Source organism: Dermacoccus sp. BD5 (assembly GCF_044878485.1).
GTDB classification, from domain to species: domain Bacteria; phylum Actinomycetota; class Actinomycetes; order Actinomycetales; family Dermatophilaceae; genus Dermacoccus; species Dermacoccus nishinomiyaensis.
The window spans coordinates 109,138-132,862 of the sequence record NZ_JANJER010000010.1 but is presented as its reverse complement, the minus strand read 5'-3'; the positions used below and the strand labels follow the sequence as shown (position 1 = coordinate 132,862).

Genomic DNA, 23,725 nt, shown 5'->3' with positions numbered 1-23,725 from the left:
CTCCACGGATACCTCGGAGACGTCCCACCCGCCGAGTTCGAGAACGCGTTCTATGCTGTCCCCAACGACAGCAATCTGCTGATCGGAATCAAATAGCGCGAGTCTCCATCAGACCCAGGGCGCTTCATTTCGACCCGTCGGGCCACCCGTCGTGACGGGAAGATCGCGATCTCTCACCCGATTACGCTCGCGTAACTTTTCGGATCGCCGTTCCCCAACCGCCCCCGCGGGAGGGTTACTGTGCGTTGGGTCACATCGCGTGGCTGCTTCATGCCGGTCCCCGGAAACTCTCCCCCCGAAGGAACCCCCATGCGCCGAAACCGTCTCGCCGCCGTCGCTCTCACGTTCGCCGCCACCTCCACCGCCTGCGTCACGACGATGGCTGCAGCGCCCGCCGCCCAGGCCAGCACCGCCACCTTCTACACCGCGCCCGCCAGCGTCCCGGCCACCCCCGGCACCCTCATCAAGAGTGAGCCGTTCTTGACCGGCCTCGGCGTGTATGGCAAGACGACGCGCATCATGTACTCGACGCGCGACACGAACGACAAGCCGACCGCCGTCACCGGCGCCTACATCGAGCCGTGGGCGAAGTGGGCAGGCCCGGGCCCGCGTCCCGTCGTCAGCTTCTCCGTCGGCACGATCGGCCAGGGCGACCAGTGCGCGCCGTCGAAGATGCTCACCTCCGCGCTCAACCTCGAGGTTCCCGGCTCGATCGGTGTCAACTACGAGACGACCGCGATGAACAAACTGCTGTCGAAGGGCGTCGCCGTCGTCGTCACCGACTACGTCGGCCTTGGCATGAACGACCGCGTCCACAGCTACATGAACCGTGCCGACCAGGCCCACGCGGTGCTCGACGCGGCGCGCGTCGCGAGCAAGGTGCCCGGCGCGAGCGTCACGGCCGACTCGAAGGTCGCGACGTACGGCTACTCCCAGGGTGGCGGCGCTTCCGGCGCGGCCGTCGAAGCCGCTCCCGCGTACGCGCCGGAGCTGAACGTCGCAGCCGCCTACGTCGGCGCGCCACCCGCCGACCTCAACTCGGTGCTCTCCGGCGTCGACGGCAGTCCGATCGCCGGCGTCATCGGATACATCATCAACGGCGCCTTCAGCGAGTACCCGGCGCTGCAACAGATCGTCGACGACAACTTCAACGGCAACGGCAAGGCGATGCTCGCGAAGACGAGCGGGCAGTGCACCGCCGACACCGTCCTCGCGTTCGGTGGCAAGAAGACGTCGCAGTACACGAAGACGGGCGAATCGCTCGCGCAGATCGTCGCGCGCGAACCGGCGCTCTCCGAATTCATCGACGCCCAGCGCATCGGCCGCCTCAAGCCGACGGCTGCCGTGCGCGTGGCGACGGCGAACGCCGACGACCTCGTCACGCACAGTCAAGCCCGCCAGCTCGCAGTCGACTGGTGCGGCAAGGGCTCCAACGTCACGTACGCGCCGCTGAGCAACCCGAGCACGGGCACCAAGTCGATTCTCAACCACCTCGCCCCGTACATCACCGACCAATCGGCCGCGCGCGACTGGGTCGTCGACCGTCTCGCGGGCAAGCCCGCGACGTCGAACTGTGGTTCCATCGCCGGGATGCCGTGACACCGGGACGCCGTGCGATCTGACGCGTGATCGACGAACCGCCCGAGAATCCTCGTGATTCCGGGCGGTTCGTGCGTACCGGCCCGTCCGGCCCGCACCCGGCCGCCGGGCAATGTGAGCAGCGTGCTTGGCGGGGCCCGCACTTTCCGTCGTGTCGGGGGCCGCATGGAGCGCGCAGGGCTGACACTGCGGCGTGTTTCACGTGAAACACCGCAGCCCCCGTCTCGTCGACGGGGGCTGCGGTGTTGCGCTCGACGTTGAGGTCGAGACGCGTCAGTGCGTGCCGCGCTCGATCAGCGTTCGGTGGATGATCGAACCCGCGCCGATGCCGATGGCCAGCGCGGAGAAGAACGCACCCATGGCCGGGTACTTGAGGAAGATGACGGGCGAGAGGGCGACCAGCACGAGGCAGATCGCCGCCATGCCGGCCGGCGGCAGCTTGAGGAATGTCTTGTATGCCGCGAACCCGAGGACGTTGCCGAGCAGCCAGCCGGCGAGGGGGTCGATCAGCCAGCTCGGCTCGGGCAGCAGACCCTTCTCGGGCTGGAAGATCCACAGCAGCAGGATGAGCACGCCGAGGGCCGTGACGTCGATGGCGACCCAGGCGGCGGTCGGGAACGTGAAGTCGTCGTCGCGACGCTCCGTGGGTGAGGTGCTCATGCCAGACCTTTCAGCGTGGACTCTCGGCGAGGTCGACGGGCGTCGACGTCGAACGTCAGCGCGTCGGCAGACACGCGTTCCTTCATTTTCCCCGCAACGGCGCATCCGGCGCCACCGATTCGGTCAGATTGGTGCCGGATAGCCTGCCCTGGGCAGGGCTGTCAGCCCCCGCGCCGCATCTGCATGACGATGAAGCACGCGACGCCGACGACGATCGCGAGCACGACGGCGAGGGAACCGCCCGACAGGCGCGCGAGTGCGATACCCAGTGCGACACCGCACAGGGCGAGGAGAAAGGCGCGCAGGCGCGGGGACGACGTCATCGCTCCAGCGTAGATCAGGCGGGCCGGTGGGGACGGCGGCGACGGGTGCGTCGGATCGTGACGCGAAGCCCGCGCGCGGCGCTCGTGCCGAACACGAGCCCGAGAGCGATCCCGACGATGGCGCCGGAGGCATTCGTCGCCGTCTTCCACGACTCATGCGGGTCGATGGCGAGCTGCGTGACGCTGACGAGCCCCAGCGAGCCGGGCACGAGCAGCCAGAAACTTGGCAGGAACAACACCATGCGCGGCAGCGTCGGGCGGGCGAGCGCCATCACCCATGCGCTGAAGGCGGCGATGAAGGCGCCTGCGCACGCGCCGGCCCAGGCGGGGTAGGCGAGCCAGTTCTGGATCGACCACTGCGTCGCGTACGTCAGCGTCGTCACGGCGAGCACCCAGGGTGCAAGGCGCCGCGGCACCGACTCCATGAGGCAGATGCCGATCGTCACCGCCCCGAGGCCGATGAACCCGGCGAGCGGGCCCAGCTCGTCGACGCGGGTGTTGACGAAGGCGCTGCTCGGCGCGTGCGTCAGCAGGCTCGCGCCTGCGACGCCTGCGGCGAACATGACGAGTTGCGCCGTGCCGTGCGCGAGGCGCGCGGCGCCGCTGACCATGGCGCCGGCGACGAGTTCGCTGAGGCCCGTGACGATGAGAGCGCCCGGCAGCAGCACCGCGACGGGTGGCAGCATCGTGCGCAGTGGACTGGCGACGAGACCGGCGTCGAAGGCCGCGAACGCGGCGGCCGCGACGATGAACCCGGCGAACAGCGGCAGCAGTGCCGCCGGGACGAGACGACGGCCCGTCAGGCGGATCAGGGCGACGGTGACGGGGCTCGCCAGGGCAGCGAACAGCACGCTCGGCCAGGTCGGTTGGAGGATCCCGGCGATGCCCGCTGCGACGACGAAGCCGCCGAGGTACATGCCGACGACGGGAAAGCGGGCGCGTTGCCTCCTCAGGCCGCGCAGCGTGGCGAGGGCGTCCGCAGGCGTCAGCGACCCCATCTCCAGACCGTGCTGGATCGCGGCGACACGCGCCGTCTGATCGAGTCGCAACGAACCCTCGACGGACTCGAACGTCGCCGGCTCACCATGGCCGAGCCCCAGCGTCACGCCGTTCGGGTTGGCCTGCATCTGCACGCCGGGCAGCCCGATGGCGCGGGCGGCGCGCACGACGTCCTCCTCCGCCTCGTGCGCCCCCGCTCCGGCGGCCATGTGAGCCGCCGCGAGATAGACGAGCAACTGACGCGTGTTGGCGTCGTTCATCTGAGGCGTAGGACCATGGTTGTCGGTGAGACGAACACGGGCGTGGTGAGTGGCAGGAGCTCGTTCGAGACGCCGGACGCCCTTCTGTCGGCGTAGAGGAAGCGCACACCCCGCTTCTTGAGCTCCGCAAGGTTCGTTGCCGTCGGGTGCCTGAAGGCCGTCTCGTTCTGACGGAAGGCCGCTTCGTCGTAGTACGGCTGCGCCAGGTAGCTCCGGCCGCCGACCATGTGGCGCACCCGGGCACTGTTGCTGTAGCCCCACGCCCCGATGTCGACCGGTGATGCGGTGTAGGCCGCCACCCAGAAGGAGCGAGAATCACAGAACGGGGTCGTCCTGATGGAGCGGCAGTGCACGTTAGTCGCGACGAGGTGGCCCTTGGGGTTCGCATGCGCAAGCGCGGCTGCCGCAGCGAGCTCGTCGCGTGACAGTGGTGAGGTCGGCGTCGGCGGGTCGCTCGACGCAGTCTGATGCGGCGGGGACGGCGTGTGCACCGACGACGTGATCTGTGGTGTGAGCCCATAACCCAGCAGGGCCGCGAGAGCGATCGCTCCAGCGGTATGGCGGCGCGATGACGGGTCGGCTCTGATGAGACTGACGAGTACAGAACATGTGACGACCACGAGCACGGCGAGCATGGTCAACCACCACATACGCGGCGTGCGGGCAGCCTGGAAGGACTCGGTGTCCTGCCACACCGTGCCGACGACCCACCCGAGCACCAGAGCCATGATCAGAGCGGCACGAGCGTTCCGCGAGCCGACGCCCACCCACAGGCCGTAGCCACCCCAGGCGATGAAGACAGCCGTCACCGGAGCCAGGCCCCTCATGAAGTAGACCTGCGACATGGAGGGGTGCGCGAGGAGGAACATGGCCAGGAAGGCAACGATCAGCATCCCTGCATACATGAGCAGGGCATCGTCACCCCGTGTGAGGTGCGTGCGGCCAGCTGTCACGAGCAAGCAGCAGGCGTACGTACCGATGAGGCTCGTGACCAGCATGACAAGCATCAAGGAACTTGGCCGGTGGCCCGAGATCACGACGTCCTTCCACACCTTGATCTGAGTGGCCGTGGCTCCGGCGACGAACTTCGATCCGCCGCCTCCCCCGGCGAACGCCGAGGCGGTGATCACGATGATCAAACAGCCGACGACGCCGACGACGAGGGGGCGCAACCAACCGCGGCGGCGCACGAGGGCACGAAGGAAGACAAGCCCCACGCCGCCGAGGATCGTTGGCAGGAGCGAAACCTTCGTTCCGGGGCCCATGAGGGCGAGGACGAGGGCCACCGTGACCACTGGCGCCGTGACGCGTGGTTCCCGCAGCAGACGCAGTACGGCCCACGCGAGCAGGGCACATACCGGCAGGCTGAAGATGTGTGACGGGCTGAGCCAGACCAGGCCGGACGTGGAACCAGTGTCGACTGGGCGAAGGATGAGAACCACAGGAGGGAGGGCGAACAGTATGGCGGCACCAGCACCACCCGCACTGCTGCGCGACAGCCATCTGGCAAAGCCGAACACGACACCGAGGGCGGCAGCCGCAACGGGGAGGTACCAGGCGACGACGGTGACCTTGTCGACAGAAACCCCGCTTGCCATGGCTAGGGCGGCGCCGTGAGCATTACTGAACCAGTGGTACGACAGGGCGCCCTCCGCTGCCGACTGGGGGTCCGTCGGGGGCGCGTGGTGCATGGCGTCCGCAGTGATCGCTAGGTGCCAATCCATGTCCTGGTACCAGCGGATGTGATGATCGAGCGGAGTGATCGTGAATAAATGGGTCTGCAACGAGCGCAGCACCATCGCCCAGGCGAACAGCAGGGCGAGGGCGCTGCCGACGCGAACACCATGCCGGGCATCGGGCTCTGACCGGGGGTCGGGGGCTCGGGCCGGCGCGGCGCCATCGCGGCGACGTCTGGTCACCAGGCACACAAAGCCCCCGACCACGACGGCGATGGCGAGCGGGGCGGCGAGCGTCAGCCAGGCCTGACCGGTGTGCACGGCGACCCACCAGCCGAAGATCTGTGGCCCGAGACCCGCGGTGAAGGCCACCGCGAGCCGCGTCGGCAGATCACGCACGCGGAATCCATGAGCCACGATCGCGCCAGGGAGGACGACGGATACGAGCACGGCGGCCGAGAAGCGGGCGACGTCGGCGGCCGTGAGGCCGTTATGCATCATCGTTGCGACGGTCAGCACGCCCGCCGCGAGGCCTGTCGCCACTCCCACGAGACGTTCGCTGGGGGGTGTGGCGGACGCCGTGTCATGGCTGGTTCGCTCGGTCTCAATCCGGCTGGCTCCCGAGGCCGGCGCGGATGCGCGGTGCGCCGTCATCGGCGCAGGTCCTGCGACCCGGTGGTCGGGGTCTCGAGGCTGTCGTACGCGATGTAGTGGGTCGGGCGAGCCTGCATCGCCACGTACAAACGCCCGACGTACTCGCCGAGGATTCCGAGGCACAACAGCTGGAATGCCCCGAAGCCACAGATCGCGACCATGGTGGAAGCCCAGCCGGTGATCGAGTGGCCCGTCAGTTTGGAGATGAGCGCGAACACGAGAACCAGGAAGGCGGTGACGAACCCCAGACCGGCGAACCACGTCGCCAGCCGGAGTGGGGCGTTGGAGACGCCTGTGATGCTGTCGAACGTCAGCTTCAGCATCTTCGACAGCGGATACTTCGACTCGCCTGCGGCGCGGGCCTCACGCTTGTAGCCGACCTCGGCGCTCGGGAAACCGAGGTGCGGGACGGCGAGGCGAAGCACGCGGTTCTGCTCGGGCAGCGCGAGGACGGCGTCGACCGTTTCTCGGCTCATGAGGCGGAAGTCGGCTGCGTTCATCGCGCCACCCGCCCCGAGCTTGCCCATCACCTTGTAGAAGCCCTCCGCCGTGGTGCGCTTGAACGCCGTGTCCGTCGTGCGGTCGGTGCGTACGCCGTAGACGACGTCGACGTGCTCGCGCTTCGCGACGTCGAGCATCTCGGCGATGACCTCCGGGGGATCCTGGAGGTCGGCGTCGATCGTCACCATCCAGGAGCCGAGAGAGCGCGCGAGGCCGGCGCTCATGGCGGCCTGGTGGCCTGCGTTCGCGCGCAACCGCACGACACGGATCTGCGGCCACTCGCGGCGCAGTCGCTGCAGGATGGTGGGGGTGTCGTCAGATGATCCGTCGTCGACGCACACGACCTCGTACGAGGTATTCATGCCGTCGAGGACGGGGCGCAGACGCTCGGCGAACAGGGGCAGCACGTCCTGCTCGTTGAACATGGGGACGACGACGGACAATTCAGGGCTCACCGCCCCAGAATACGTGGCGGTACCGCGGATGCAGCGGACATGCCGGCCCGGAGCGGCGGACCGCACCCGCGCCGACTCGCGCCTCCTGGCGGGGTCCGTTCGCGGCCGGGCCGGCGGCGGTCTCGGACCTGCATGCCGGCCGCGCCTCGAGACCCGTGGGAGGCAGCGTGTCAGGCCTGCAGGTGCGCGACGCGGTAGCTGGCGGCCATGCGACTGAAGGCGAGGGCGTCGGGGTCGAGGAAGCAGGCGGTGGCCCACACGTCAGCCCAGACCAGATCCGGCCCGACGACGGTGACGCTCGCACACCCGCCCCCGTGCCCCATCGGCGATTCCTGTCCCCTTCTGCGATTTTCGTCCACATTCGTCCTCGGGTCGACGATGTGGGCGCCACGCTGCGCGGTGCCCGACGTCGCCAGCGCGCCCTGCGTCAGCTCGATCGTCGCGACGACGCCCGCCGCGTCGCGCGGGTCGCTGATGCCGACGCGCCACACGCGTTCGATGCTTGCACTCGCGCCCGGCCCCGCGTCGCACGTCAGATCACCGCCGGCGTTGAAGCAGAACACGATCCCCGGGACGGCGCGCAGGACGTCGGCGGCGCGTTCGACGGCAAAACCCTTGACGAGGCCGGTCGGGTCGTACCCGCGGCTGCCGTCGGGCCCGACGAGGTCGGTCGTGAACAGGCCATTCGTGACGGTCGCGGCTTCGTCGCACAACGCGCGAACGTCTGCGTACCAGGGGTCCGCCTCGGTCTCGTCGAGCTCGCCGCGTCGAATACGCATGAGGTCGCTGTCGGCGCGGTAGGTCGAGAACACGTCGTCGGCGCGGTGCAGGGCGGCGAAGGCCCGGTGGGCTGCGTCGGCCAGTTCGTCTGTGCGTGAGTCGAACTCGTCGTGTGCGACGCGAATATGGAGCGAGACGGCCATGCCCATCGTGTGTTCGACGAACGCTCGGGTGCGCCACGTCGGTTCCGGGGTGGTGGGCGTCATGATCTCTTCTCGCGTCGAAGCCGTCGTTGTCATCGCGGGCTCAGATGTGGGCCTGGTCGAGTGCCGACTGCAGGCTCTGGATGTAGCCGGTCGAGGTGTACGTCGCGCCGGAGACCATGTCGATCGAGCTCGTCGTCGTGCCCGTCGCCTCGGAGTTGAGCGTCGGGATGGCCACGGAGTTGATCTCCTGATCGCGCGAGTTCTCGCTCGGGTACACGATGGCCTCCGACGAGGTGACCTTTCCGTTCGCGACGGTGATGCGCACCTGCACCGGCCCCCAACGCGTGTCGACGCTCGTGCCCGTGTAGGTCGCGGACTTCGCCGAGCCGGACGTCGAAGCCGAGGCCGCGGGCGTCGAAACCGAACCGGTGCCGGACCCCGACGTCGTCGTCTGCGTCGATCCCGCTTCGCTCTGGCCCGTCGTGGTGTTCTGCTGCATCGCAACGGTGTTCGACGCCCCAGCCCCGCCGGCTGCGACTGCCTCCGTCGACGTGCGGTAGCTGAACAGCAGCACGAGCAGCGTCAGCGTGCTCATGGCCCACCAGGTGATGCGTTTCATGATCGTCCTCGCTCAGTAGGTCAATAGGTCGGTAGGTCAGTAGGTTCAGTAGGTGAAGTGTTCGACGTGGATCTGCTCGCGCGGCACGCCGACCTCGCGCAGCGCTCGCTCGACCGCGCGCATCCAACCTGCCCCGCCGCAGACGTAGACGTCGCGTTCGCGCACGTCCGGGCAGGCGAGCAAGAGGGCGTCGGCGTCGCTGAGGTGACGGTGATCCTCGGGCAGCCAGCTCTCACGGCCGGGGATGCGGTGGCCGCGCAGCACGATGTACTGGCCACCGCGCGCGGCGGTGATGGCCTCGATCTCGTCGTCGAGCACGAGGTCGGCGTCGGTGCTGTGACGGTGGATGACGATCGCGTCGAGCCGCCCCGTCGCGGGGTCGCTCGGCAGTTCGTCGAGCAGGGCGCGTAGCGGGGTGATGCCGATTCCGGCGCCGATGAGCAGCGACGCTCGGGTGCGCGCGGCGCCCGTGTGCATGCGGCCGTACGGCCCTTCGACGAGGACGCGCGTCCCCGGTGTCAGCGTCGACAGGCGACGTGAGCCGTCGCCGATCATCGCGGCGGTGAAGCGCAGCTGGACCTGCCCGTCGTCCCTCACGCGAGGCGCGGCGGACAGCGAGTACGGGTTCGCGCGCGTCACGCCCGGCCCGCCGAAGCGCCACTGCAGGAACTGGCCGGCGCGCGCGTCGAGCGCGGCCGTGGCGCGCCCCACGGCGCTGACGTTGACGATGCCGGGCGCGATCTCCTCGACGTTCGTCACGCGCAGGCCGGCGCGCTGGGTGCGCGCGAGCGGCAGCAGCACGCGGAACACGATGACGGTGAGCGCCACCGCCGCGTACAGGGCCCACCAGAACGTCGTCGCGACGGGCGAGGCGAGGAAGTCGCGGCCCGTCCACAGCTGGTGCGGCAGGGCCAGACCGACGCCGAGGTAGGCGTACAGGTGCAGCAGATGCCAGCTCTCGTAGCGCAGCGCGCGCGAGCGGGGGGACCGAGTCGAGCTACCGGGGCGCAGCGGTTTGATGCTGGTGACGACGACGAGGCACAGCGCGACGGTTCCGGCCAGGGCGAGCAGCATCGCCGGGTAGGTGAGGGTGAAGTCGACGATCTGCCCCCAGATGCTCTGGTGCGCGTCGGCGGCGTAGCCGAGCGTGATGAGGGCGATGTGGGCGAGCATCAGCGTGAAACTCGAGAAGCCGACCCAGCGGTGCAGGCGCGTCAGCCCATCCTGCCCGAAGGCCTGCTCCACGAACGGAACTCGCGCCATGAGCAGCACCTGCAGCAGGAGCAGGTAGCTCGCGATCAGACCCGTGAGGCGGCCCGATTCGTCGAGGACGCCCGACGTGGACGTCAGGCCGGCGATCCCGCCGTTCGTCACCCACAGGGCGACGACGAACAGGCCGAGGCCCCAGACGACGACGATGCTCGCGTCACGCCACCAGGAGGGGATGATGCGCGGTTCGCGTGGTGCCGCGACGGCGGAGGCGCCGAGTCTGTTCGGTGTCGGCGGCATGGTGACCTGCGTGCTCATGACGCCACTGTCCCGCCCTCACTTCACCACCCCGTATGGCGTCGCTGTGAGGCGGCTATGAGGGCGTCGGAGGCGTACCCATCTGCGATGTTCGTCCACATTCACTCCCGGAAAACGGGCACGAAAATCGCAGATGGGTACGGGCCCGCGGTCAGATGGTGCAGTGGTCGGTGTCGCAGGGGCCGGGATGGCTGTGGGTGCCGGCGCGGCCGTGGCCGACTGATTCCGTGCCGGCGTCGCGGCCGGCGGGCGCGGCGTCGTCGGATGACGTGGACGCGCCGTGCGTTGCCGCCGCGTCCGAGGTCGGGTCCGAGGTGGCCGTACGGGCCTGCCAGGCCTGCGTCAGGGCGCGCTCGAACGTCTCGACGGGCTGCGCACCGGAGACGGCGAGGCGCTCGTCGAGGACGAAGAACGGCACACCGGTGATGCCGATCTGACGCGCCGCCGCTTCGTCGGCGCGCACATCCTGAGTGAACTCGTCGCCGGCCAGGACGCGGCGGACGTCGTCGGCGGGCAACCCGATCTCCTCGCCGAGACGCTGCAGTTCGTCGACGTGGCCGATCGAGACGCCCTCTGTGAAGTAGGCGTGCATGAGGCGCGTCTCCGCCACGGTCGCGAGTCCGTGATGCGCTGCGAGATGGATGAGGCGGTGGGCGTCGAACGTGTTGCCGTACTTCGCGTCCTGCCAGTTGAACGTCAGGCCCACGGCGGCCGCGCGCGCTGCGACGTCCCGCTGGCTCGCCGCCGACTGCTCGGCGCTGATGCCGTACTTCGTCGCAATCGTGTCGACGAGCGTGCGGCCGGGCTCACGCTCTATGCTCGGGTCGAGTTCGTAGCTGTGCCAGACGATCTCGACGTCGTCCGCGTGCTCGAAGTTCTCGAGCGCCAGCTCGAGGTGACGCTTGCCGATGACGCAGAACGGGCAGACGATGTCGCTCCAGATGTCGATCCTCATGCGGGTGTCAATACCGTTGACTGTTCAACTATTCCGACGTGTGCTGGCCGTGACGATCCGTCGCGCCGACGGCCGGAAGCGGGTGCATGACAAGGCTGCGCCCGATCCGCCCCGCCCGAGTGCCCCGTGCCCGACTCACGTACTCCTGCACCGCCGTGTTCTGTGCAATGCCCGCGCCTGACTCGCCTGTGCCCGATTCGCCCCGTGCGCGACAGGCCCGCCACGACATGGCGCGGGCGCCGACCCAGCCATGATGGATCGGCTCCCGGATGATGCCGCGTCGCTCGTCGCGCGGGCTGGCCGTCAGTGCGCTGTCTTGCGCCACTTGCCGAGCGACAGCAGGACGAACCCGCCGAAGGCCCAGCAGAGCAGGACGATCCAGGCCTGAGACGCCCCGCGCCCGTCGAAGTAGGCGACTGATCGCAGCGCGGTGCCGGCCGCACCGACGGGCAGGAACTGCCCGATCGTGCCCCAGGGGTGCGGCAGCCACTGCGGGCCGGTCGCGAGGCCCGAGATCGGGTTGGAGATGAACAGCATCGAGCCGATCACCTCCATGCCGCCGCGCGACGTCGTCCGCACCCTCGCGCCGATGATCGCGCTGCAGCTCGGACGTTGACGCTGACGCCGGCGTCGTCGGTCGCGGGTCAGGCGCCAGTGCGCTCGCGGTCGGGACCGATCGTCTGGGCGCATCACCTGTGACGGTCGCCGGACGCTGACGGGCTGCGGCGTCCTGCAGTCGTCACGCGGGCGGCCAGGCCTCACCCGTCAGCGCAGGAGCTTGTCGCCGATCTTCGCGATGCGCTCGGCGTACTGAGCCGGAAAGCCCATCGGACGCTCGTCGTCAGAACCGGCGAGCCGGATGTGGGCGGCGTCATGCCAGGGGCCCGGCGTGACGACGGAATCGATGCGCGAATCGCAGAGGGGGACGGGCGGGCGCCTTATAGGCCCGGCCACCTGTGAACACCCCGCAGCGGTCGACGTCCCGCGATGCCGCGCCCCACCGTAGCGCCCACCTCACGGCAGGGGCGTCGTCACCAGAGCGTCATCGAGTCTCGCAGCACGCGTTCGACGTCGGTCTCGGTGATGTCGACGGGCGCCGTCGCGAGCAGGCGCTGCTGCTTCATCGCGCCGTCGACGAGCTGCGGCAGGTCGTTGGGCGAATAGCCCAGTGCAACAAGGCCGTTGGGCAGGCCGATGTCGCGCATGAGGCGACGCAGGGCGTCGGGCAGCGCATCGCGGCCGAGGTCGCTGCCGGCGGTGTCCGGTTCCAGCAACGCGGCCATCTCGTGGTGCCGCCCCGGGTCGGTGGGGTAGAGCAGCGCGAACGCGGCGGGCGCCGTCATTGCGACGGCCATGCCGTGCGGCACCATCGGGTGGTCGGCGTCGTAGCCGTCGGGGCGGAAGTCGCGCACCATGCCGGCGATCGGGTAGGCGCAGGCGTGCGGCACGTGGACGCCGGCGTTGCCGAACCCCATGCCCGCGAACGTCGCCGCGAGCGCCATCGCGCCGCGCGCGTCCACGTCGTCACCGTCCGCGACGGCGGTGCGGAACGACGTCGCGAGCAGACGCACGGCCTCGCGCGACCACATGTCGCTGATCGGGTTGGCGCCGCAGTACGGCACGCGCTCCTCGGCACGCTTGGCGGCGAATTCGGTGTACGGCTTGGCCGTGTAGCTCTCGAGGGCGTGGCAGAGGATGTCCATGCCCGCGGCCGCGGTGACGCCGGCGGGCTGCGTCATCGTCAATTGCGGGTCGATGACGGCGAGCCGCGGGCGCAGCGACGCATGGCTGATGCCCGTCTTGACGTTCGCTTCGAGCACGTCGAGGACGCAGATCGTCGTCGACTCGCTGCCCGTGCCGGTCGTCGTCGGCACGGCGATGACGGGCACGAGCGGCTTCGTCGGGTTCTTGCCGCCACCGACGGGCGCGTTGATGTAGTCGACGAGGTCGCCGTCGTTCGTCGTCATGAGGGCGATGGCCTTGGCCGTGTCGATGCTCGAGCCACCCCCGACGGCGACGATCGCGTCCCAGGGCCCGTTCTTGCGGGCCCAGTCGGTGGCTGCCTGCAACGAGGCGTCGCTCGGCTCGACGCGGGCGCCGGTGAAGACGTCGACGCTGATGTCACCGCCCGTCAGGACGTCGGCGACGCGTTGCGTGATGCCTGCGTCCGCGACGCCCGGATCACTCACGACGGCGACGCTGCGCGCGCCGAGATTGGATGCGTCCCAGGCGATCTCGTCGATGGCTCCGGGGCCGAACTTCAGTTGGGGGCTGCCGTAGGTGAACACCGTTTCGTTCATGGGCTCGACGGTACGCGCGAATGAAACGAACGAGGCACCTGGCCCCGGGCGGAACTGTTCTGAACCTCGTGACGTCCCACTCGGCGCAGATCGACGCCGAGTGGGGCAATCGGTCGGCGCGAACGTCCCACGTGGTGCAGTTCCGCACCGTGTGGGGCGTCGGGCGTCACCCGCCGCGTCAGCGTCGACGTCTCGAGCGCGCCCGCGTCGACGATCGCCGCACCCGCGCGGCCGTCAACCGCTCATGTCGGCGCATCTCACGCGCGACGCGGGCCTGCGCGCGCTCGAGCGGCAGTTCCTGACGGCGTCGGCGCGCGGCCTGCATCTGTGAGCGCATCGTCGCCCGCATCTGTTCGCGCGGGTAGGGGCGGCCGCCGATGAAGTCGCGCACGGCGTTCCAGCGTTCGTCGTAGGCGTCGTTGAAACGCGCGTGGGAGCGCCGATCGAGCCACCCGCCCGTCTTGTATCGCTTGGTCGCCCACCACGATCCGGGTTTCGCGACGCGCACGGCACCCACGACGGCGAGACCGGGCACGAACACACCGATCAACCCCGTCAGCAGCTTGCCCTTGAGGATCGTCAGGACGACGAACCCGAAGTTGATGACGATGCCCACCGCGACGACGACGCCGGGCACTCCATCGCTGCCGGGGACGATGTCGAGCGGGTTCGCGCCCAGGACGAGGGCTGCGGTGATGGCGACGGCGACGAGCAGGGCGCTGATCGACTGGCGTCCTTCCTCCTGCCAGTAGACGTCTTCGAGGTGCAGCCACATCGCGAACTCGTCGAGGGTGAGGGCGGCTCCCGTGCCGAAGATCGCCGCGAGCACGTTGAGCCACAGGCCGCGCTCGGGCAGGTACGTGATGAGCATCAGGCCGCTGAACAGCAGCATGAGGATGCCCCACACCTGATGGTGGATGTGGATGCCCGCGATGGCGATGTTGCGGAACATGCCCGGCTCGGCGTTCTCCTTGAGGTACGCCTCGGCCTGGTCGGCGCGGTGACGGATGTAGCGCGTCGCGGTGCGCGTCGCGGCCGTCGCGAGGACGAAGAAGATGAGCAGCCACAGCACGGCGTGACGGCTCGAGTCGATCATGTCTTCATCGTAGGCGCGGCAACTGACCGTGCCCCGGACGGCATCAGCCGGCGTCGCACCCTCGTCGCAGCATCATTGCCCGAAATCGCGTCGTGCTTCGGCAACGATGCGCCGCTACCTCGCCGTCAGACGCGGTGAGCGGTGCTGGTCGGGGCGGCGCCGCGTTCATTGCGTCGGGTGCCGCGAACGGGCAAGGATGGTGGGATGACTGACGATTCGCAGCAGGCTTCCGGGGCCGTCGACACCGTCCTGTTCGACGTCGACGGCACCCTCATCGACTCGACGTACCACCATGCCATCGCGTGGGCGCGCGCGTTCGCACGCTTCGACCTGTATCCGCCGCTGTGGCGCGTGCACCGCTCGATCGGCATGGGCGGCGACCAGCTCGTCCCGAGCCTCGTCGGCGACGACGTCGAGAGCAAGCACGGCGGCGACCTGCGCGACGCGTGGGAGGCGGAGTACGAGAAGCTCCTGCCCGAGGTGCGCGGATTCGACGGCGCCGCCGACGCCGTGCGCGCCGCGCGCAGCAAGGGCTACAAGGTGGCGCTCGCGAGCAGCGGCAAGGAGGAGTTCACTGACGCTGCGCTCGAGAAGGTCGGGCTGACGCGCGACGACTTCGACGCCGTCACCTCCTCCGACGACGCCGACAACAGCAAGCCCGAACCCGACATCCTCGAGGTCGCGCTGAAGGAGGCGGGCGGCTCGAAGGGCGTCCTCATCGGCGACGCGACGTGGGACGTCGAGGCCGCGAAGAAGGCCGTCATGTCGACGATGGGGCTGCGCACCGGCGGTTTCTCCGCCGCCGAGATGCATGACGCGGGCGCCACCGACGTCGTCGACGCCATCACCGACCTGCGCGACGGCACCTGGCTTGACCGCCTGAACTGACGCCGTAGATCGGGCCCGTAGGTCCATCTGGCTGGGGGCACCCCGAAGACACCGAGCGAAATGTTCGAATGCGAGCGGCACAGCGCTCGTGTTCGACCATTTCGCTTGTTCTCACCCCACTCGTCCCGGGTCGGACGTGCGTCACATCCCGGACTCGCCGACCGTCCGAGTGGCAATCACCCGTCGAACAGGGGACGGTGTTGACATGTCGACTCAAGCCGGTGGCGACAGACGGGCCTCGCCCGTCTCGCCCGAACCGTCGAAATCGTCCGCCCAGCCGCCCACCGACGACGCCCCACTGGGCGCCCTCGAATCGGGGTTGAAACCGCGTCACGTCACTATGATCTCGATCGCCGGCGTCATCGGCGCCGGCCTGTTCGTCGGCTCGGCGAACGCGATCCAGCTGGCCGGCCCGAGCGCCATCATCAGCTATGCGGCGGCCGGTCTCGTCGTCGTCCTCGTCATGCGCATGCTCGGCGAGATGGCGACCGTCAACCCGGATACGGGTTCGTTCAGCGTCTACGCCGACCGCGCGCTCGGCAAGTGGGCCGGGTTCTCGATCGGCTGGCTGTACTGGTGGGCGTGGGCGCTCATCATCCCCGTCGAGGCGACCGCCGGCGCGACGATCCTGCACAAATGGATCGACTGGCCGCAATGGGTGTTCGCGTTCCTCATCACGGCGATCCTGACGGCGACGAACCTCGTCAGCGTCGGCAACTACGGCGAGTTCGAGTTCTGGTTCGCGCTCATCAAGGTCGTCATCATCATCGGGTTCATCGCGCTCGGCGTACTGGCGATCCTCGGCATCCTGCCGACGAGCGACGTCTCCGGCGTGCACGGCCTCACCGACCACGGGTTCTTCGGTGGCGGCGTCGGCGGCATCTTCGCCGCGATGCTGACGACCACGACGACGTACCTCGGCACCGAGATCGTGACGATCGCCGCGGCCGAGTCCAACAACCCCGTCGGCGGCATCCGCAAGGCCGTCAACAGCGTCATCTGGCGCATCTCGATCTTCTACCTGGGTTCGATCATGGTCGTCGTGTGCCTCGTCGACTGGACGAGCCCCGACCTCGCGTCCAAGGGTTCGTACCAGTACACGCTCGAGACGATCGGGCTCGGCCGACTGACGACCGTCCTCGACCTCGCGATCCTGACGGCCGTCGCGAGCTGCCTCAACTCGGCGCTCTACACCGCGAGCCGCATGGCGTTCAGCCTGGGCCAGCGTGGTGACGCGCCGAAGTCGTTCGGGCGGACGAACAAGCGCGGCGTGCCCGTCGCGGCGATCCTCGCCAGCGTCGTCGTCGGCTTCTTCTGCGTCGCCCTCAACTACGTGCTGCCCGACAAGATCTTCGCCTACCTGCTGTCGACGGCCGGATGCGCGGCACTGTTCGTGTACCTGTGCATCTCGTTCACGCAGCTGCGCTCGCGCCGCGCGATGGACGCGGCAGGCACGACGGTGCGGGTGCGCATGTGGCTGTTCCCGTGGCTGACGTACGCGACGATCGCGTTCATCCTGCTCATCCTCGTCATGATGGCGTTCGACGACGGCCAGTCGCAGAACCTGTGGTTCTCGCTCGCGGTGGCAGCGATCGTGCTCGTCGCGGCGTTCGCCCGTCACGGCTTCACGGGTGGCTCGGACGAAGAGATCGTCGAGGCCGCCGAGCAGGGGCTCGCCGAACACGACGACCCCGATGACCCCGACGATGCCGACGACACGACGGCTACCTCGACCGAGGCTCACCGCAACGACGCCTGAGCACTTCCGTCCACCCTTGCGATTCCTGCCACCATCGGTGAACGGCGTCCACAACGGCGATTCCTGTCCACATGTGCGATTTTCGCACGCCTTCACCCCGAGCCCTCGGCTTCGGCGGCGAACGCGACGTCGGGTGGCAGGATCGAGCTGTGAGCACCTACGTCATGTTCCTGCGCGGCATCAACGTCGGGGGCGTGCGCGTGCCCATGCCGCGTTTGTGCGAAGTGCTGACGGAGGCGGGTGCCCGCGAGGTGACGACGTGGCTCGCGACGGGCAACGTCCGTCTCGCATTCGACGGCCCCGCCGACGACCTCAAGACACTCGCCGAGCGTGTCCTGAGCGACGAGTTCGGCTACGAAGCCTACGTTCTCGTTCGTGACGCGGACGAGCTCGCGAACATCGTCGACGCCTGGCCGTTCACGCCCGACGACGCCCACCACCGCTACGTCGTGCTCGGGGGCGCGCCCGCCTACGACGACGCTCAGGCCGCCATCGACGCCAACCCCAGCGACGAACACGTCCTGGCCGCCGGTGACGACCTCTACTGGCGCACCCTCAAGGGCGCCACGACGACGTCGCCCGTCGCAAAGGTGCTCGCCCGCCCGCGCTGGAAGTCGACGACCACCACGCGCAACCTCAACACCCTCGAGAAGATGCTCGCCTGACGCACCAGCACCAGCGGGCAACGCCCGGATGGCGGGTAACTCACAGGTAGGGGAATTGCTGCTCGCCTACCTGTGAGTCATCCGCCATCGTGCGGGCCGGTCGCCTCCAGCCGCCTCACCAACCCGCCCGCGCAGCCGACGACGCCCAGCCCGTCGTCCCCCTGCCATGGCGCCCCACCGTCACACCCAGGCCGCGGCGTCCAACTCGTCACTCGCAGGCAACAGCGGCCAGCCCGTCACCCCCGAGGCGCTTCACCGCCGTGGTCGATGAACGGACGGCGGAAGTCGGGTGTCGACAGGCCCTTGGCGGCGAACTCGGTGTCGTCGAGGTCGGCGTCGCCGTGCTGCGACGCGTGCTTGTACTGGACGCTGCGGGCGCTCCACAGGGAGCGGCTCGCGATGAACTGCCCGAGGACGGCGCCGGTGCCGATGGCGAGGGCGACGGCCATCGCTTCGAACAGGTACGCGCCGGCGCTACCCGAGTGCGTGGCGAGCGCGGCGAACCCCTTGTAGAGCACCATGCCCGGCACGAGCGGCGAGATGGCGACGTCGAGGGCGCCGGACGTCGGCAGGTGCGTCGGGCGTGCCATGACGACGCTGACGATGCCGAGCCCCATCGCGGCGACGCTCGTCGCGGTGAAGTTGGAGATCCCGGCGGCGCTGAGCAGCAGGTAGATGGCGCGCGCCGCGGCGCCGAGCAGCCCGAACAGCGGCAGGTGGCGCCAGCGTGCGTGGCTGAGCAGCGCGAATCCGATGGCGATGAGCGCGGCGGCGAGCGTCGTCTGCCACGCGACGGGGTTGCCGTTGCCGGTCTTCTCGATGTCGAGATGCACGCCGACGTACGCAACGCCGTACACCGCGCCGATGGCGCCGACGACGAGCCCGAGCGTCAGGATCGTCGATTCGATGAGGCGCCCGCAGGCCGTCAGGTACCAGCCCGTCAACAGGTCCTGGATGGCGCTGACGGAGGCGCTGCCGGCCAGCTGCGTCACGAGCGCGGCGGTGATGATGACGCCCGGCGAGCCGATCGGGAACACTGCGACGAGCACCGCACCTGTCGCGACGGCGAGCCCGGCGGCGATCGCGCGTCCGTAGTACGACGGCAGCTGCACGCGTGCGAGCCAGGCGCTGACGACGTCGATGATGACGGCGCACACCGTCGCGATGAGGCAGACGCCCAGCGACCCGCCGAGCAGCCACGCGAACCCGAAGCCCATCGCCGCTGTGCCGAGCGTCTTGAGAGTGCGCGTCTGCGGCGGTTCGGCCTCCAGCTCGTCGAGACGTCGCAGCGCTTCACGGATGTCGATGCGTGAGGTGACGACATCCTCGACGATGTGTTCGAGCACCGTCAGCACGTGCACGTCGAGGCCGGCCGCGCCGACGGTCTGAACGCGCGTGACGGGTGTCGCGTCGTCCGCGGGCGTGTAGCTGAGCGTGATCTGACCCATCGTGACGTTCGCCGTCGTGGTCGCGAAACCGTTGACGCGGGTGATCGTCAGCATTGCCTGGGTGACGTTGGCCGACGGAGATCCGTTGCGCAGCAACATGCTTCCGGCGCGCAGGGTGAACGTGAACAGGTCGTCGATGGGGCGGGAGGAAGGCACGCCGTCACGGTGTCAGGACGCGGGGCGCGGCGTCCACTCGGACGCTCGCCCAGCAGGCAGGGTGCGTTTTCACCGCCCGGCTCTAGGGTGAGGGCATGAGTGAAACCGGCGCGAGAGAGGGCCACGGCGAGCGCGCGAACGAACCCGTCCGCGGTTCGACGGCCCCTGGCGACGCGAGGGGCGCGGACGCCGTGCATGGCGACGGGATGGGCGCCGCCACATCGGGCCGCATCGCGGCGACGCCGACCGCGGCGTCGTCGACTTCAGCGGGCGCGAACGCCCGAACGATGCACAGCGTCGCCGTGTTCTGCGGGTCGACGCCGGGCGCCCACCCGGCGCTCATGGACGCGGCGTACGACGCGGGGCGAGTCATCGCCGAACGGGGTCTGACGCTCGTGTACGGCGCGGGCGGCGGCGGCCTCATGGGTGCGGTGAGCCAGGGCGCGCTCGACGCCGGGGGCGAGGTCGTCGGGTTCATTCCGTCGCTCATGGTCGAGCGCGAATGGGGGCGGCACGACCTCACGGAGTTCTACGAGGTCGACACGATGCACACGCGCAAGGCCGGCATGGCCACGCGCGCCGACGCCTTTCTCACGCTGCCCGGCGGCCTCGGCACGCTCGAGGAGATCTTCGAGGTCTGGACGTGGCGCACCATCGGTTACCACGACAAGCCGGTGGGTTTCCTTGACGTAAAAGGGTTCTGGCGCCCGCTGCTCGACGCGGTGCAGGGTCTGGCGGACGCCGGGTTCATCCGGCAGAGCGTCATCGACGACGCCGTCGTCGCACCGACCATCGACGAGGCCCTCGACGCTCTCGCCGCGCGCTGCATCGTCAGCGGTGCGGGTCTGCGCGGCGGGTCGAGGCGCGTCCGGATGTGCTCGCGCGCTTGAGCGGTGAGGCCGCCGACGTCGATGACGCGCACGTGGCAGCGGTGGCGCCTGTTGACGCCGGCGGTTGGTGGGAGGGCATCCCCGCTGTCAGACAGTTGCTGCTCACGGCCTCGAGCCCGCCTGCCGTCGGTGCCAGGCCCGCCCACACCGCAGTGACCTCGAACGGGGCACGCTCGAAGCCCGAGACGCGAACGCCCCCGCACCGTCAGATACGGGAGCGTCGAGCGGGCCGGTCAGGCGGCGTGCTTCTGCAGCGTCGCGCCGATGGCGGGCAGTGCGTCCTTGATCATGTCGGCGGCCTTGCCGCGGAACGTGCCGTAGACCTTCGCGATCTGGTCGCGCGACGTCGAGTTGGCGCGCGCATCGGCGATCTTGAGGATGTCGGCGCTCACCTCGTCGCCGCGCCCCTTGAGGTATGCGCCGAAGTCGCCCTGGCCACCGAAGGCGTCCCAGTACGGGTCGAAGATCGCGACGATCTGGTCGAGGTTGTCGTTGAGCGCCGACACAACGTCGACCTTCTTCTTCGCGCCCGCGTACGCCGTCTTGATCGCGGCGCCGCTCAGGCCCTTCTTGCCGGAGACCTCGGAGTCGATCGTGGCAGCGAGATCCTTCGCGACGGCGGGACGCACGGACGGCTGCAGCAGCTTCTCGGAAAGCGACATGATGATGCCTTTCTGTGGCGGTTCGTTTCGCCCGTCAGCCTAGCGTCAGCCCTCGTCGACGGCCCGCGCATCATGCGTCTTCGCGCCTGCCCCACCACACGAGGGCGCCCACCCCGTACACATCTGCGATTTTCGTCGACGTTCGCCAGCCACCGCCGACGGGCGGCACGCCAGAGCCGATCCCACGGGCTGGGGCCCGGCAGAGCGGGCGGGCGTCTCGCGGTACAACAGGACGGTGACCGAACCCCGCGAACAGCGCCGCACCACCCTTCCGTCGGCAGCGCCGAGGCACCCGCTCGTCACCGGGCGCACCGTCCTGCGCGTCATGACGGATGACGACATCAACGCGGTCGTCACCTACCGCACCCGCCCGAACGTCTACCGCTGGCTCAGCCACGGCGGCCTCGCCTCAGCGCAGCTTCGGGAGAAGTTCCAGCGGCGCATCGAACGCATGACGAAGCCGAGCGACGAACGATCCGAGGTCCAGTTCGTCGTCGAACGAGAGGGGCACGTGATCGGTGACTGCGGATTCGCGATCAGCCGCGCCTGGACGAAGGACGACGCTCCGACACCGCATCTCGTTGCGCGCATCCACTACGCACTCGACGATGCCGTCATCGGCCAGGGGATCGGCACGGAGGTGGTGCGTGCACTCGTCGACCACGCGTTCAGCCTCCCTGACGTCCACCGCGTGCAGGCCGACGTCTTCGCCGGCAACATCGCGTCAGGCCGCGTGCTCGAGAAGCTGCGTTTCCGGCGAGAGGGCTACTTCGTCGACGACGGCGTCATCGACGGCGCGTTCGTCGACGCCTGCCTCTACTCGCTGCTGCGTCGCGAATGGGAGGCCCCCGACCACTCGGCCTGATTGCCCGGAAACGCGTCACATCCGACGCGTCTTCGGGCGAAGATCGACGCGACCCCGAGCCTGTCAGCCCCGAACGGCCAGCCCGAACCCCGTCACCCCACCGGCTGACGCGAGCGACTGCGCCGCTTCGACCGGTTCAGACGCCGCCACACCCACGTCTCGGGCACCTGCACGCCGGTGGCGATGTATTCGGCGGAGGCGTCGCTGAACTGTGTCTGCACGAGTGCTTCGAGGCCCCAGTGGTGGCCGACGACGAGCACCTGGTCGTCGGGTGTCACCGTCGTCGTGTCGTCGGGTGCGTAGATGTGCTCACCGTTGCGGATGAGCATGAGCGCCACGAGCGGGAGCTTCGAGTCGCGCTCGTCGGGGTTGGCGAGCAGCTGTCCGATCGTCAGTTCGGCGTGCAGCAGCCAGCGATGCAGCGCGGGCGAGCCGGCCGCGGAGAGATCGATGATCGCGCGGTCCTTCGCGACGTCGCCGCAGCGGTTCGTCAGGTTCGTCAGGAGGCGCTCGGCGAACTCCTCCGGCTGCGTCACCGCGTATTCGACGAAGCTCCAGAACAGCGGCGTGATGACGCGCGCGAGGCTCTCCTGCGCGACGAGTTCGGTGGGCGTGAACACCGAGTCGATGCCGAGCGCCGTGATGATCGACGCGCGCGCGTCAGACTGTTGGCGCACGCCGACGAACAGGTCCTTGCGCTCGAGCTTCGCGTGCTCGGCGAGGGCGAGGTTCGTCGTGTCGTTGCGTGTACCGGCGATGAAACCGCTCGCGCCACTGACGTCGGGGTGGCCTTCTTCCGGGTCGGCCATGACGACGCGCATGCCGGCGCGATGCAGGTCGTTCGACACCTCGGCGCCGAAGTCGTCATCGGAGGTGACGACCCACGTCCCGCCCGATTTCGGTTCGTACCGCGGCGGCAGCGGCAGGTCGCGCGGGTCCATCAGCCACGTGACGAGCCGGTACGTCTCGGGCCGTTGCAGCGCGAGCACGAGGTAGGCGCCGTAGCGGTCGCTCGGGTTGATGACGGCGTTCGGGGCGAAGTCGCGCATGCTTTCCTCGACACGCGCGTCGGTGCAGCGCGCGATGACGCTCATGCCGGGGCGCAGCACCGTGGCGTTCATGACGATCGCGAGGTTGTCGGTGTCGTCATCGGTGAGGGCGAGCACGCCGTCGCAGTGCTGGTTGGCGAGGCCCGCCATGCCGAGCACCGCGGGCAGGCTCGCGTTCGCCTCGAGCGCGGGCACCTCGCTCTGCAGCTCGTCGGTCAGGATGCGGTCGAGGCGCCCTTCGTGCCGGTCGATGACGACGAACCGGCGCCCCTGGAAGTCGAGTTCGCGACAGACCTGACGCCCCGCCTGGCCGTACCCGCAGACGATGAGGAACGGCTCACGGATGCGCTGGACCTTCGTGCGGAAGCGCTGCATCGCGAGCGCGTGCTGAAAACTGGCCGACTGCAGCAATGACAGCAGCGTTCCGATCGCGTACGCCCATCCGACGACCGTCATGAAGATGCACACCGTCACCCACATGCGTTGCGGCGTCGTGAACGGGTAGATCTCGCCGAACCCGATCGTCGAGGCGGTGTAGGAGATGAAGTAGAACGCCTCGAACGCGCTCAGGTGCGTCGTGTGGCCGCCCTCATCACGGCCGGGCACGAGCGTCAGGCCGAGCACGGAGATCGCGAACACCGTGATGATGAAGATCAGCGGCGCGCGCATGCGTCGGATGACGATGAAGATCGCGTCCGTCGACGGCGCCTCGTCGGGGATCTCCACGGCGCGCCGCGCGCGAGTAGTGTGCCGCGTCGGGCGTCGGACGAGGAAGGCGAGCAGGTTGTTCATG

22 protein-coding genes are annotated in these 23,725 nt (G+C 69.1%); 6 read left to right on the top strand and 16 right to left on the bottom strand.

The features are described from left to right. Positions 1 to 309: 309 nt before the first annotated feature. Positions 310 to 1,599 carry a lipase family protein gene (locus NQ706_RS09430; RefSeq protein WP_038569877.1) on the top strand — a complete coding sequence of 430 codons (1,290 nt, stop codon included), beginning with the start codon at positions 310 to 312 and terminating at the stop codon, positions 1,597 to 1,599. A gap of 273 nt (positions 1,600 to 1,872) precedes the next feature. Here NQ706_RS09430 and NQ706_RS09425 read toward each other — a convergent pair whose 3' ends face one another. From NQ706_RS09425 to NQ706_RS09365, 13 genes are all read right to left on the bottom strand, one after another. Next, positions 1,873 to 2,259: a hypothetical protein gene (locus NQ706_RS09425; protein WP_006945166.1), complete on the bottom strand. Its 387-nt coding sequence runs from the start codon at positions 2,257 to 2,259 to the stop codon at positions 1,873 to 1,875. 161 nt (positions 2,260 to 2,420) lie between these two features. After that, positions 2,421 to 2,582 carry a hypothetical protein gene (locus NQ706_RS09420; RefSeq protein ID WP_165584434.1) on the bottom strand — a complete coding sequence of 54 codons (162 nt, stop codon included), beginning with the start codon at positions 2,580 to 2,582 and terminating at the stop codon, positions 2,421 to 2,423. A 14-nt stretch (positions 2,583 to 2,596) separates the two neighbouring features. Beyond that, positions 2,597 to 3,841 carry a threonine/serine exporter family protein gene (locus NQ706_RS09415; protein WP_038569875.1) on the bottom strand — a complete coding sequence of 415 codons (1,245 nt, stop codon included), beginning with the start codon at positions 3,839 to 3,841 and terminating at the stop codon, positions 2,597 to 2,599. Continuing rightward, positions 3,838 to 6,018, bottom strand: a complete 2,181-nt coding sequence (locus tag NQ706_RS09410; RefSeq protein ID WP_150112825.1) for a hypothetical protein — start codon at positions 6,016 to 6,018, stop codon at positions 3,838 to 3,840. The genes NQ706_RS09415 and NQ706_RS09410 overlap by 4 nt, the downstream gene beginning before the upstream one ends. Positions 6,019 to 6,167: 149 nt before the next feature. After that, positions 6,168 to 7,127, bottom strand: coding sequence for a glycosyltransferase family 2 protein (locus NQ706_RS09405; RefSeq protein ID WP_038569872.1), 960 nt, complete (start codon positions 7,125 to 7,127; stop codon positions 6,168 to 6,170). A gap of 170 nt (positions 7,128 to 7,297) precedes the next feature. After that, positions 7,298 to 8,113 (bottom strand): FAD:protein FMN transferase, encoded by an 816-nt coding sequence (locus NQ706_RS09400; RefSeq protein ID WP_038571962.1) that lies wholly within the window; start codon positions 8,111 to 8,113, stop codon positions 7,298 to 7,300. A gap of 40 nt (positions 8,114 to 8,153) precedes the next feature. Further along, a complete protein-coding gene (locus NQ706_RS09395; RefSeq protein ID WP_038569871.1) occupies positions 8,154 to 8,672 on the bottom strand; it encodes an FMN-binding protein in 519 nt (172 codons plus the stop codon). A 45-nt stretch (positions 8,673 to 8,717) separates the two neighbouring features. Further along, positions 8,718 to 10,199 (bottom strand): ferric reductase-like transmembrane domain-containing protein, encoded by a 1,482-nt coding sequence (locus tag NQ706_RS09390; RefSeq protein ID WP_038569869.1) that lies wholly within the window; start codon positions 10,197 to 10,199, stop codon positions 8,718 to 8,720. A 151-nt stretch (positions 10,200 to 10,350) separates the two neighbouring features. Continuing rightward, on the bottom strand, positions 10,351 to 11,154 hold the full coding sequence (locus NQ706_RS09385; protein WP_038569867.1) for a DsbA family oxidoreductase: 804 nt from the start codon (positions 11,152 to 11,154) through the stop codon (positions 10,351 to 10,353). A 303-nt stretch (positions 11,155 to 11,457) separates the two neighbouring features. Then, positions 11,458 to 11,691 carry a hypothetical protein gene (locus tag NQ706_RS09380; RefSeq protein ID WP_038569865.1) on the bottom strand — a complete coding sequence of 78 codons (234 nt, stop codon included), beginning with the start codon at positions 11,689 to 11,691 and terminating at the stop codon, positions 11,458 to 11,460. A gap of 228 nt (positions 11,692 to 11,919) precedes the next feature. Then, complete coding sequence (locus NQ706_RS09375; protein WP_038569864.1) at positions 11,920 to 12,108, bottom strand: hypothetical protein; 189 nt, start codon at positions 12,106 to 12,108, stop codon at positions 11,920 to 11,922. Between the two features lie 77 nt (positions 12,109 to 12,185). Further along, positions 12,186 to 13,454, bottom strand: coding sequence for a hydroxyacid-oxoacid transhydrogenase (locus NQ706_RS09370; RefSeq protein ID WP_038569862.1), 1,269 nt, complete (start codon positions 13,452 to 13,454; stop codon positions 12,186 to 12,188). Between the two features lie 178 nt (positions 13,455 to 13,632). Further along, entirely contained in the window at positions 13,633 to 14,550 is a 918-nt protein-coding gene (locus tag NQ706_RS09365; RefSeq protein ID WP_051806299.1) for a hypothetical protein, read from the bottom strand. Between the two features lie 204 nt (positions 14,551 to 14,754). On the opposite strand from NQ706_RS09365, the gene NQ706_RS09360 reads away from it, so the two are divergent. The 3 genes from NQ706_RS09360 (at position 14,755) to NQ706_RS09350 (ending at position 17,862) form a co-directional block, all read left to right on the top strand. Beyond that, a complete protein-coding gene (locus NQ706_RS09360; protein ID WP_038569860.1) occupies positions 14,755 to 15,438 on the top strand; it encodes an HAD family hydrolase in 684 nt (227 codons plus the stop codon). A gap of 205 nt (positions 15,439 to 15,643) precedes the next feature. Further along, a complete protein-coding gene (locus NQ706_RS09355; protein ID WP_038569858.1) occupies positions 15,644 to 17,197 on the top strand; it encodes an amino acid permease in 1,554 nt (517 codons plus the stop codon). 149 nt (positions 17,198 to 17,346) lie between these two features. Further along, complete coding sequence (locus NQ706_RS09350) at positions 17,347 to 17,862, top strand: DUF1697 domain-containing protein (RefSeq protein WP_038569856.1); 516 nt, start codon at positions 17,347 to 17,349, stop codon at positions 17,860 to 17,862. 236 nt (positions 17,863 to 18,098) lie between these two features. Here NQ706_RS09350 and NQ706_RS09345 read toward each other — a convergent pair whose 3' ends face one another. Beyond that, positions 18,099 to 19,466, bottom strand: coding sequence for a threonine/serine exporter ThrE family protein (locus NQ706_RS09345; protein ID WP_038569854.1), 1,368 nt, complete (start codon positions 19,464 to 19,466; stop codon positions 18,099 to 18,101). 95 nt (positions 19,467 to 19,561) lie between these two features. Here NQ706_RS09345 and NQ706_RS09340 point away from each other — a divergent pair, with 95 nt between their 5' ends. Next, on the top strand, positions 19,562 to 20,356 hold the full coding sequence (locus NQ706_RS09340; protein WP_235181961.1) for a TIGR00730 family Rossman fold protein: 795 nt from the start codon (positions 19,562 to 19,564) through the stop codon (positions 20,354 to 20,356). A gap of 233 nt (positions 20,357 to 20,589) precedes the next feature. Here NQ706_RS09340 and NQ706_RS09335 read toward each other — a convergent pair whose 3' ends face one another. Continuing rightward, entirely contained in the window at positions 20,590 to 21,018 is a 429-nt protein-coding gene (locus NQ706_RS09335) for a DUF6918 family protein (RefSeq protein ID WP_038569853.1), read from the bottom strand. A 235-nt stretch (positions 21,019 to 21,253) separates the two neighbouring features. Here NQ706_RS09335 and NQ706_RS09330 point away from each other — a divergent pair, with 235 nt between their 5' ends. Continuing rightward, on the top strand, positions 21,254 to 21,883 hold the full coding sequence (locus tag NQ706_RS09330; protein WP_051806297.1) for a GNAT family N-acetyltransferase: 630 nt from the start codon (positions 21,254 to 21,256) through the stop codon (positions 21,881 to 21,883). A gap of 92 nt (positions 21,884 to 21,975) precedes the next feature. Here NQ706_RS09330 and NQ706_RS09325 read toward each other — a convergent pair whose 3' ends face one another. Then, positions 21,976 to 23,724 (bottom strand): NAD-binding protein, encoded by a 1,749-nt coding sequence (locus NQ706_RS09325; protein WP_038569851.1) that lies wholly within the window; start codon positions 23,722 to 23,724, stop codon positions 21,976 to 21,978. Between the last annotated feature and the right edge of the window lies 1 nt (position 23,725).